The sequence below is a fragment of the Bradyrhizobium sp. genome (genome assembly GCF_049581145.1).
In the GTDB taxonomy this organism is placed as follows: domain Bacteria; phylum Pseudomonadota; class Alphaproteobacteria; order Rhizobiales; family Xanthobacteraceae; genus Bradyrhizobium.
In genome coordinates this window covers 1-9,287 of record NZ_JBAURI010001305.1, presented here as the reverse complement: position 1 = coordinate 9,287, position 9,287 = coordinate 1, and the positions used below count along the sequence as shown (strand labels likewise).

At 61.6% G+C, this 9,287-nt stretch carries 9 protein-coding genes; 4 read left to right on the top strand and 5 right to left on the bottom strand.

Annotated elements, in window-relative coordinates:
* Positions 1-106 precede the first annotated feature (106 nt).
* Entirely contained in the window at positions 107-1,192 is a 1,086-nt protein-coding gene (locus WCB02_RS41730; protein ID WP_423968807.1) for a substrate-binding domain-containing protein, read from the bottom strand.
* A 122-nt stretch (positions 1,193-1,314) separates the two neighbouring features.
* On the opposite strand from WCB02_RS41730, the gene WCB02_RS41725 reads away from it, so the two are divergent.
* On the top strand, positions 1,315-2,802 hold the full coding sequence (locus WCB02_RS41725; RefSeq protein WP_423968805.1) for an aldehyde dehydrogenase family protein: 1,488 nt from the start codon (positions 1,315-1,317) through the stop codon (positions 2,800-2,802).
* A 111-nt stretch (positions 2,803-2,913) separates the two neighbouring features.
* Here the strand turns inward: WCB02_RS41725 and WCB02_RS41720 are convergent, their stop codons facing one another.
* From WCB02_RS41720 to WCB02_RS41710, 3 genes are read right to left on the bottom strand one after another with little or no spacing between them, the layout of a single operon-like run.
* Entirely contained in the window at positions 2,914-3,927 is a 1,014-nt protein-coding gene (locus tag WCB02_RS41720) for an SMP-30/gluconolactonase/LRE family protein (RefSeq protein ID WP_423968803.1), read from the bottom strand.
* 42 nt (positions 3,928-3,969) lie between these two features.
* The gene (locus tag WCB02_RS41715; RefSeq protein ID WP_423968801.1) at positions 3,970-4,233 is read right to left on the bottom strand and encodes a hypothetical protein; all 264 of its coding nucleotides are present in this window, start codon (positions 4,231-4,233) and stop codon (positions 3,970-3,972) included.
* Between the two features lie 49 nt (positions 4,234-4,282).
* Complete coding sequence (locus WCB02_RS41710; protein WP_423968799.1) at positions 4,283-4,966, bottom strand: class I SAM-dependent methyltransferase; 684 nt, start codon at positions 4,964-4,966, stop codon at positions 4,283-4,285.
* A gap of 335 nt (positions 4,967-5,301) precedes the next feature.
* Between WCB02_RS41710 and WCB02_RS41705 the strand changes: the two genes are divergently transcribed.
* The 3 genes from WCB02_RS41705 (at position 5,302) to WCB02_RS41695 (ending at position 8,795) form a co-directional block, all read left to right on the top strand.
* The gene (locus WCB02_RS41705) at positions 5,302-6,528 is read left to right on the top strand and encodes a DUF2325 domain-containing protein (RefSeq protein ID WP_423968796.1); all 1,227 of its coding nucleotides are present in this window, start codon (positions 5,302-5,304) and stop codon (positions 6,526-6,528) included.
* A gap of 297 nt (positions 6,529-6,825) precedes the next feature.
* Positions 6,826-8,346 (top strand): acetaldehyde dehydrogenase ExaC, encoded by a 1,521-nt coding sequence (gene adh / locus WCB02_RS41700; protein ID WP_423968793.1) that lies wholly within the window; start codon positions 6,826-6,828, stop codon positions 8,344-8,346.
* A gap of 68 nt (positions 8,347-8,414) precedes the next feature.
* Positions 8,415-8,795, top strand: a complete 381-nt coding sequence (locus tag WCB02_RS41695) for a DUF779 domain-containing protein (RefSeq protein WP_423968791.1) — start codon at positions 8,415-8,417, stop codon at positions 8,793-8,795.
* Positions 8,796-8,831: 36 nt separating this feature from the next.
* Here WCB02_RS41695 and WCB02_RS41690 read toward each other — a convergent pair.
* Positions 8,832-9,287 (bottom strand): ribbon-helix-helix domain-containing protein (locus tag WCB02_RS41690; RefSeq protein ID WP_423968789.1); only part of this gene is annotated, 456 nt, incomplete at its 5' end.

Genomic DNA, 9,287 nt, shown 5'->3' with positions numbered 1-9,287 from the left:
GTACAGCTTTGGGGAGCGGCACGAACGACGAGCACGACCTTGCAGGTCCGAGGACAAATCGCCCTGAGGGTGTTTGTTCAGAGATGCAAAGGGCCGCACCGAGCCTTCATCGGCTTGCATCCATCCGCTCCAGAAACTCCTTGACGGTTCTGACCGCACCGGTATTGGCGGCGATATAGCCGGGCAGTGCTGCGATGGCGTCGTGAAACGCGTGGCCCTTCATCACGTCGAGCACGCGCTGCATCGGCTCGGTCTCCAGAAAGGCACGCTTGCAGACGAAGAAATAATCTTCCGTCAGCATCTGGATGAAATCGAGTCCGAATTGCCGTGCGGCGGCCTCGACGCCGAAACTCGCATCCGCCATGCCGCTGGCGACATAGGCGGCGACGGCGGCATGGGTAAATTCCATTTGCTGCGCGTCGTTGATCTTGCTCTCGTCGATCTCGTGCAAGGCGAGCAACTGGTCGAACAACAGCCGCGTTCCGGAATCGTGGTCGCGATTGACAAAGCGGGCCTTGCGGCCGACGAGGTCTTGCAATGACGCGATCTTGAGCGGATTGCCGGGCTTGACCATCAGGCCCATTTCACGCGTCACGAAACTGATGACACGGTCCTCGCGCGGATCGAGCCACTCCTTGCAGGCCTGAATGCCTTGCGCGCGCAATTCGCCGTGCGGCAGATGGACGCCCGACAGATCGCAGGCTCCCTGTGCCAGCGAGATCAGGGAATGCTGATTGCTGACATAACGCAGGTCGACGCCGATACCAGGCTCGCGGTCCAGCAGTTCCCGCAGTTTCGAGACCGCGAAGCCATGACTGGCGTGGACGCGGATCACCGAGGGGCGTTGCTGCAAAAACGGCTTGATCTCGGTGGCAAGCTCCTGCGCCAGGTTTTCCAGTTGCGGGCCGAGACGCGCCTGCATGCGCTCTCCGGCCCAGACCAGCTTCTCCCCGAATGCCGTCAGCTTGGTGCCCTTGCCGCGCTGGGTTTCGACCAACGGGACGCCGAAGAAGTCGGTCCATTGCTCGACGAGATTCCAGACGTGCCGGTAGGAGAGGTGAGCGTGTTCGGCCGCGCTGGTCAGCTTTCCGGTCTTTCTGATCTCGTTGAGGATCCCGAGCATCACGACCGCGGTCTGCGGGCTGTCGTCCCTGTGAAATCGCCAGACGGTTTCGATTTCGATCTGCAGCATCAGCGCACCCAAATCATGAAGTGAACTTCATATCGTCGAGGTTGTTCAATAGGCAGCCCATATCATATTTACCAGTTGAAACTGCTTCCTATGTTCAAGGTCAAGAAGCGGGAGGAGATATGATGTCAATTGCATATGACTATTCGACAGATGCGGTGCCTGCCGCTGCTGGCGACAAGCCCAGGTTGATGTTGATCGATGGCCGGCAGGTTGCGTCTGCGTCCGGGCCCACCTTTGAATCGCTCAATCCGGCGACCGAACAGATCATCGCCACCATCGCGGAAGGCAGCGAAATCGACGTCGATCGTGCGGTAGCGGCTGCGCGGCGTGCCTTCGAAGGTCCCTGGCGTACGATGCGTGCCGCCGAGCGCGGCCACATCCTGCTTCGATGGGTTGAGCTGCTGAAAAAGCATGGCGACGAAATCGCCGCACTGGAGAGCCTTGACGCCGGCAAGCCGATCGCGGCCGTGCTGCGTCAGGATCTCCCGGCGGCCATCGATACGCTGACCTACTACGCGGGATGGGCCGACAAGATCAGCGGCGAGGTCGTGTCCACGCGCGAGGACGCCCTAACCTATACGGTGCGCGAGCCGATCGGCGTGGTGGCGGCGATCGTGCCGTGGAACTTCCCGCTGATGATCGGGATGTGGAAGCTCGCGCCGGCCCTGGCCTGCGGCTGCACGGTGGTGATGAAACCAGCTGAGCTGACATCGCTGTCGGCGCTGCGCATTGCCGAGCTCGCGCTCGAGGCGGGTCTGCCGGCGGGCGTGCTCAATATCGTCACGGGTCCGGGCCGTGTCGTGGGCGAGGCGCTGGTCAACCATCCCGACGTGGACAAGGTCACTTTCACCGGATCGCCCGGTGTCGGCCGCGGCATCATGCGGGGAGCAGCAGGCAACTTCAAGCGCGTGTCGCTCGAACTCGGCGGCAAGTCGGCCAACGTCATCTTCGACGATGCCGATCTCGATGCCGCCGCGAAGGCGGCTGCGGCCGGGATGTTTTTCAATGCGGGACAGGTGTGCTCGGCGGGGTCACGCGTGCTGGTCCAGGAAAAGGCTTACGATGAAGTGGTGGAGCGGTTGACGGCGCGCGCGAACGCGCTGCGCATCGGCGATCCCAGCGATCGGGCCACGGTTCTGGGTCCGGTGATCTCGGAGAGGCAGATGACGAGCATTCTCGACTACGTCGACGTGGGCCAGCAGGAGGGCGCCTTGCTGACGACCGGCGGCGAACGCGTCGGCGATCGAGGCCATTTCATAAGCCCTGCGGTGTTTGCCAACGTCCAGCATGAGATGCGCATCTCGCAGGAAGAGATCTTTGGCCCCGTGGTCAGCGTCATCAAATTCCGTGACGAAGCCGATGCCATCCGGATCGCGAACGGCACGCCTTACAGCCTGGCCGCAGGTGTCTGGAGCCGTGACATCGGACGGACGCAGCGCTTCACAAAGAAGGCGATAGCCGGCACGGTCTGGATCAACACCTATGGCTATACCGATGTGCGATTGCCTTGGGGTGGCGAGCGCGATTCCGGCCTTGGCCGCGAACACGGCACAGCCGCGATCGATAACTTTACCGAGCCGAAGGCGGTGTGGATGAACCTGAATGTCTGACGGTCCGAATCGGCGTTTGCCCAATCGAAGATAAAAACGCGGGCTGTTGTGCCCGCGTTTTCGGCCTGACCAAGCCGAACCGGCCGCGGCCTTGAAGTGGCGGCGCGCGCCTTACTTGGGCAATGCGACAGGCTTCAGCGTGAATGGGCCAGGGTCCTTCCCCTTGTTGTCGCCGATGATATAGGACAATTTGCCTTCCGCGACCCACGCGGTATCGCCGACCAGCGTCACCGAGACGGGCTCGGTGAAGCCGTCCTTGATGGTCTCGATCTCGGCATCGTCGCCCTTGATCGTGATCTTGTCGAGTTTGCCGTTCCCCTCGATCAGCAACAAGCTGTCGCCGAACGTCCGCATCGCATCCGCATGATCCAGTGCGCGGGATGATTTCAGCGCGGTGACCGCGCCGGCCTTGCCATCCCTGACGGCGATCCGGAACAGCGCCGCCGGGATATAGGTCGTGACATAGAGATTGCCGTCCGATCCGAACGCGATGCCGTCGAGACCGACGCCATCCTTCGCCGGCGCCAGAAGCGGGTCGGTTGCCCAGACCTCGAGCGCGGTGCCACCCGGCTTCAAGCTGTACACATTTGGCGTGAAGGAGTCGGTGACGTAAGCCGTCCCGTCGGGGCCGACGGCAATGTCGTTGCATAGCGATTTCGGATCCTTCAGGGCAGCGCTGCCCTTCAGCGCGCCGCTGGCGAGATCGAAGACTTTCAGCCACGCCCCCTTCGTATCGCCCGGTCCGGGCACGCCAAAGCCGGTGATGTCATTGGAACAGACATACAGCATGCCGCTTTTCTCGTCGGCAAGCACGCCGAGCGTGGAACGGCTGTCGCCGGAGCCTGGCTTGATGAATTGTTCCGCTTTGCCTCCGGGCGCGGCTTTCACCACGCCGCCAAGGTTGAAGCTGCCCACATAGAGCGTGCCGTCCTTGGTCGATGTCACGCTTTCCGGAAAACTCCTATCGGGAACGCCGACCGGCGCGCTTTCGGCCCGCGCGATGCCAACGGACATCGCGCCAAGCATCAGTGCCAATCCGGCGGTGCCGAGCGCACGCGCGCAACGGGTCTTGAGCAAATCTCCCTGTGCAAGCGAGCACAGTACAATGCTGTGTTCTTTTTTCATGGTTGAGAGTCCTGATCGAGGTGAGTTGGACGAGGCCGTGCCTCAGGGGCCGATCATCATCAGCCATCGGCTCGCTGCGTTGCGATGGCGCAGCGACAGGGCTGCGATCCAACGATGGCAGCCACGAATGAACCCGATGTCGAACTCTAGGCGCGGGTTCGAAAACTTGAAAGCGTGGCTTTCGCAAAGGTGAGCAGGTCGTTTGCGGCGGATGTCTGTGCGAGGCAGTCGAGGTTCGATCAGCGAACAAACTTCAGAGAGCGGCTTCTCGGCGTCGAATTGCATTTCTGCAATCGTTGCCAACATCTTGCTGCGCCGCGATGCACTTGTCCGCCTTCGGGGCTGCCATGCGAGGTCAGCTTGTTTCCATCTGGCCGACGATGAGTTTCAGAGAACCATCGAAATGGGCCTGCTTGCGCAAATGGCCGTATACGGCGTCCCATTTGCCGCTGCTGAGGTCGCTGCGGAGCTCTTCCACGAACCGAGCCTCCACCGGTGACTCTACAAAGCTCCAGGCCGAGCACGCGCGCCGGGCGCCGGGTTCGAGCAGGCATTCCGGTCGGCCGTAATAGGCTTCCCCGAAGCCGTCGGTACAGTCCAGCGGGATCGGGACAGGAACGATCTCAGTGCGGCCACCCAGTGCAGCTGTGATCATCTCGATCCGAGGGTATCGGCGCGCTTCGACCGAAATGACCTCCGGCGCATAGTCGTGAAGCCAGAACCGGTCCAACTCGTCAGGATCGCAGGTCAGAATGACCAGGTTGTCTCGGGTGACCCGTCGCATCTCTGCAAGTCCGGCTGTCAGATCGGGCCACTGATGCACTGTGAAGGTCGCCATGCTGGCGTCAAAACTGTTGTCGGCAAACGGCAAATGTTCAGCGACGGCATCGATTGCAACGGGCAGGGAAGGCGGTCTCTGCGCGCGCATCGAAGCTGACGGCTCGATGGCTGTGACCGAACGATCGGCGGGCTCGTAGGAGCCTGCGCCGGCACCGACGTTGAGAACGGTTCGAGCGGTTGCGAGCGCCTGTTCGATCATCGCCGCAATGCGCCGATCCGGCCTGCGGTATTGCGCATAACCTTCACCGATGCGCGCGCAATTGGCGTCGCCTGCGCTGCCGTCGTCATGCCTGGCTTTCATCGCCACTCCCATTAAAACGCGAGCTCACTTGCCAATCCTCCGGGACCGACCGATCCCCCCGATTTGGTATGCTGCGTCACGGCCCGGGCCCGGACAAGATCGGCCAGACATCGGGCACCACCCGTATTGCCAGAAAGCCGGTTGCAGGCTAGCGTTATATCCAACGAACTATATCGATTTCGGGAGAATGAGTGTCAAATCTATCAATTGTTCGCCAGAATCAGCGAAGTGGGATGAGCACACTGCTGCTGCGCGGGCGCGAAGATCCGCCGCCGCTCGTTGTGGCCGTCGCAAAGGGCCGGCGAGCCAAGCTTTGGGATATCGCGCCCGCGCTCCATTGCTCGATTATCGGCACATGCCTGTCAGCCGCCGAGTTGCGTCAATTCTTCGTCAAGCTGGGTGATCCCACCGCCAGGACCGCGTCGGATCATACGCTGCACAGCTATGGCGTGAACGGCGCCGCGAACCGCGATTTTATCGGAAAGCAGCTCAACAAGACGCTGGATGCGCGCCATGAGGCGGCGATCAGGCGTTTTTCGAAGGCTTCAACCAGGGAACAAGTGAGAGAGCTTTGGCTCGAGGCGTTCGACCAAGGCGGCATTCCCGGCGGCTATTGGGCTCTTCTGACGCATCCCGCGACCGACCGTCCGCTCGTCGAACAGGCTTTCGGCCAGGTGCACATGTTGTCGCACATGGTGGGCTCGTCGAACCGGATCGACATCGTCCGATTGCGGACGCTGGAGCGCGAACTCGGCGAGCGCGACGAGAAGATTGCTCGGCAGGAGGCCCGTCTGTTGGACAGCGCGAGCGAACGCGCGGAACTCTTGCGCAAGGTCATAAGCCTCGAGATCGAGGTTCGCCGGCAGGAAAGCGCCGCGCGGGCAGCCGCCGAATTGACCGCGGGCGCGATGACGGCGCAGGCTCTTCTGCAACGGTTCGACTCGGAAAAAGCTCATTCGAGCCAGTTGGCGGCGCGGGTTGCGGCGCTGGAGGATGAGCTCAAGAAGGCGCACAAATTTGCCGCGAGCTTGAACAAGCAGAATGATCAGCTGCGGCGAGAAGTGCTCGCGCTCGAAGCCGAATTCGGCAGAGATGACGAGGACGACCCAGGCTCGGACGCCGCACCGGCGCTCGGAGGGCTCACCCTGCTCTACGTGGGCGGACGCCCTGGCTTGATCGATCAGCTGAAGGCGATCGTCGCCAGGAGGGGAGGGACATTGCTCGTCCATGACGGAGGCATCGAAGAGAAATTGACGGCGCTGCCCGGACTGATCAGCCGGGCCTCCGCCATTTTGTTTCCGGTGGACTGTGTCAGCCATGCTGCCGTTTTGCAGATCAAGAAATGCTGCCGGGATAGCGGAAAGCCGTTCGTTCCGGTCCGGTCGGCGAGCGCCGCAAGCTTCATTTCTGCGATCGGCGATGCGGATGTTTTCCAAAACCGGCAGCCGTCGCCGCGTTAGAGAATTGTGACCCAGACGCGAAATAGTCGCAGGAATATAGCGTTGACGGGCGAGTCGGCGGGGAGCACACTCTCGGCAGCTGCGCTCGCGGTCAACTGGAAGACGGTGCCGCCCCAGGTCGACGCGCCTTAGACGGGGGAGACTTGAATCAGCAAGACTTGAATCAGCAAGACTTGAATCAGCAAGACTGGCCAGTTCAAGGCCGGCTCGTAGTGGGGGCATTCAGCCTCAGTCCAGCTTCTCGAAAACGACCCAACACGACGACGCCAAAAGGCGCAACAACCAGGAGGAAACACCATGTATCAGCAGGCTCTGGATAAAGTCTCCAAGCAGCTCCTCGTCCGCGAGCGATACGACAATTTCATCGGCGGTAAGTGGGTGGCTCCCGTCGAGGGAAAGTACTTCGACAATCCGAGTCCGGTGACCGGCAAGCTGCTCTGCCAGGTGCCGCGGTCGACTGCGGCGGATATCGAGCTCGCACTCGACGCCGCGCACAAGGCCAAGGACGCCTGGGGCAGGACGTCAGTCACCGAGCGTTCGCGGATCTTGAACAAGATCGCGGACAAGCTGGAAGCCAATCTGGACCTGATCGCGCTGGTCGAGACGCTCGACAACGGCAAGCCGATCCGTGAGACCACCTACGCTGATATGCCGCTGGTGGTCGACCATTTTCGCTATTTCGCCAGCGTGATACGAGCCCAGGAAGGCGGCATCTCCGAGATCGATCATGACACCGTAGCCTATCATTTTCATGAGCCGCTCGGCGTCGTCGGTCAGATCATTCCCTGGAATTTCCCGATTCTGATGGCGACGTGGAAGCTGGCGCCCGCCTTGGCCGCCGGCAATTGCGTGGTGTTGAAGCCGGCTGAGCAGACGCCGCTCGGCATTCTGGTCGTGATGGAATTGATCGCCGACATTCTTCCGGCCGGTGTGATCAATGTCGTCAATGGCTTCGGCATCGAGGCAGGCAAGCCACTCGCGCAGAACAAGCGCATTGCGAAGATCGCTTTCACCGGTGAGACGACGACGGGGCGCATGATCATGCAGTATGCCTCCGACAACATCATTCCGGTCACGCTGGAACTGGGCGGCAAGTCGCCGAACATCTTCTTTGCCGACGTGATGGATGCCGACGACGATTACTTCGACAAGGCGCTCGAGGGCTTCACCATGTTCGCCCTCAATCAGGGCGAGGTCTGCACCTGCCCGAGCCGCGCGCTGGTGCAGGAATCGATCTATGACAAGTTCATGGAGCGGGCGGTCGCGCGGACCAGGAAAGTCAAGCAGGGCCATCCGCTCGATGCCACGACCATGATCGGCGCGCAGGCCTCCAACGACCAGCTCGAAAAGATCCTGTCTTATTTCGACATCGGCAAGCAGGAGGGCGCGAAAGTGCTCACCGGCGGCAAGCGGGCGAAACTCGAGGGCGAACTCGCCGAAGGCTACTATATCGAGCCGACGATTTTCGAAGGCCACAACAAGATGCGCGTCTTCCAGGAGGAGATCTTCGGACCGGTCGTCTCGGTCACGAAGTTCAAGGACGATGCGGATGCGCTCGCCATCGCCAACGATACGCTCTATGGCCTTGGCGCGGGGGTATGGACCCGAAACGGCAACCGCGCCTACCGGTTCGGACGCGAGATCCAGGCCGGCCGGGTCTGGACCAATTGCTATCATGCCTATCCGGCGCACGCCGCGTTTGGCGGCTACAAGCAATCCGGCATCGGTCGCGAGAACCACAAGATGATGCTCGACCACTATCAGAATACGAAGAACATCCTGGTGAGCTATTCGACCAAGGCGCTGGGCTTCTTCTGAGACGCGGCATTGGGCGCGGGCGCAGGGGGATCCCCTGTGCCCGCGTTCGTCATCCAGGAGGACAGGCGATGGTCGATCGGGTCGAGATCACGGAAAAAGCCGCGGAGGTGCTGGCCCGGCTCAAGGTCCAGCACGGTGCGCTGATGTTCCATCAGTCCGGCGGCTGCTGCGACGGATCGTCTCCAATGTGCTATCCGGTCGGCGACTTTCGCGTTGGACCGCAGGACGTGTTGTTGGGCGAAATCGCCGGCTGCGCGTTCTACATCGGCGCCGCGCAATTCGAATACTGGAAGCATACGCAACTCATCATCGACGTGGTGCCCGGGCGTGGCTCCGGTTTTTCCGCGGAAGCGCCGGAAGGCGTCAGGTTTTTGACGCGCAGCCGCGTGTTCACGGATGACGAAGTTGCCGAACTCGAGGCGGGCGGGCCGCCGGCGCGAGCGGCCTGATTCGGTCGTCGCTTCTCACTGGGAGAATGACCGGACTCAAATCGTCTGCGGTGCAGCGGGGACAGCGCGCCTTTCCGATGTGACGAAGTTCGCGTGCGCGGGCGCTGTGGTCCCGTCGTTCCGAGCGCCGGGTCCGTGGATGCAAGAGGCTTGCTCGCGCGCGAGAATTTCATCGGCGTCCAGTGAACGGATCGGAATCGAGACATCGCCGGGAATGCCGCCAGAGATCTGCAGGGACAGGTAACGCAGGCAGCAGACGCGCAGGAACGAGGTTAAGTTCTCGACCTCACCGCGGGCTTCGGTGATCTCATCGTACAGCCTTGTGATCAGCTGGCCGACGCTCATGTCGTCACGCCGGCCGATCTCGGTCAGCACGTTCCAGAACAGCGTTTCCAGCCGAATGCTGGTCACGACCCCGTGCAGCCTTATCGAGCGGGTCGAGGTGTCGTACAAAGCCGGGTCGGCGCCGATAAAGATCTTGCACATGATCAC

Excerpts from the sequence above, each read along its gene's own strand:
- WCB02_RS41730 (WP_423968807.1), bottom strand. The coding sequence starts at position 1,192 with ATGCTGCAGATCGAAATCGAAACCGTCTGGCGATTTCACAGGGACGAC.
- WCB02_RS41715 (WP_423968801.1), bottom strand. The coding sequence starts at position 4,233 with ATGTTGGCAACGATTGCAGAAATGCAATTCGACGCCGAGAAGCCGCTC.
- WCB02_RS41720 (WP_423968803.1), bottom strand. The coding sequence starts at position 3,927 with ATGAAAAAAGAACACAGCATTGTACTGTGCTCGCTTGCACAGGGAGAT.
- WCB02_RS41725 (WP_423968805.1), top strand. The coding sequence starts at position 1,315 with ATGTCAATTGCATATGACTATTCGACAGATGCGGTGCCTGCCGCTGCT.
- WCB02_RS41710 (WP_423968799.1), bottom strand. The coding sequence starts at position 4,966 with ATGATCGAACAGGCGCTCGCAACCGCTCGAACCGTTCTCAACGTCGGT.
- adh (WP_423968793.1), top strand. The coding sequence starts at position 6,826 with ATGTATCAGCAGGCTCTGGATAAAGTCTCCAAGCAGCTCCTCGTCCGC.
- WCB02_RS41695 (WP_423968791.1), top strand. The coding sequence starts at position 8,415 with ATGGTCGATCGGGTCGAGATCACGGAAAAAGCCGCGGAGGTGCTGGCC.
- WCB02_RS41705 (WP_423968796.1), top strand. The coding sequence starts at position 5,302 with ATGAGCACACTGCTGCTGCGCGGGCGCGAAGATCCGCCGCCGCTCGTT.